Below are 243 nucleotides of genomic sequence, written 5' to 3' on the forward strand. Positions count from 1 at the left end.
GATGCTTCCAATCTGGAGTCGTTGTCTGGTCCAAACGATCTGGCGTATGTCATTTATACGTCGGGTACGACGGGGCAGCCGAAGGGTGTTATGTTGGAGCATCGCGGTCTATGCAATCTGAAAACGTATTTTGATCAGACGCTCAAGATCCGCACGTCGGATCATACGTTGCTGTTCGCCAGCTATTCGTTTGATGCGGCTTGCTGGGAAATCTTCCAGGCGCTGTTCTGCGGAGCCACGTTG

At 52.3% G+C, this 243-nt stretch carries 1 protein-coding gene; it reads left to right on the forward strand.

Features of this window, described 5'->3' with window-relative positions:
- On the forward strand, nt 1-243 hold a 243-nt coding region (locus ACUYLD_RS25780; protein WP_446676253.1), incomplete at both ends, for an AMP-binding protein.

The sequence above is a fragment of the Paenibacillus sp. SER-28 genome, assembly GCF_052906305.1.